Annotated in this window: 1 protein-coding gene; it reads right to left on the reverse strand. The window is 66.1% G+C overall.

Annotated elements, in window-relative coordinates; all coding sequences use genetic code 11:
• Positions 1-316, reverse strand: a 316-nt coding sequence (locus tag EN845_RS34480; RefSeq protein ID WP_135931319.1) for a phosphatase PAP2 family protein, incomplete at both ends; no start/stop codon positions are given.

Raw genomic sequence — 316 nt, forward strand, 5'->3', positions numbered from 1 at the left:
GCCAAGGATGCCGGCGACTGAACATGACCAGATAGCACCCTACCACCCAAACCAGCGCCGCACACCATCCGGCCAGGATGTCCGAGGGGTAATGGACCCCCAGATAGACCCGGGAGACGCTGACCAGCAGGCTGAACGCGGGCGCCAGCAGCAGCACCGGCCAGCGCCAGCGGGTGTTCCAGGCCAGCAGCACCAGGGTCGCAGCCAGGGTCATCGAGCCCATCGCATGGCCGCTGGGGAAGCTGAACGTCGATTCGGGCGCGATCGATTCCCACAGGCTGGGCCGTTCGCGCTGGAAGAACTGCTTGCTGCCCAT

The sequence above is a fragment of the Mesorhizobium sp. M8A.F.Ca.ET.202.01.1.1 genome (assembly GCF_004791595.1).
GTDB lineage: Bacteria > Pseudomonadota > Alphaproteobacteria > Rhizobiales > Rhizobiaceae > Mesorhizobium.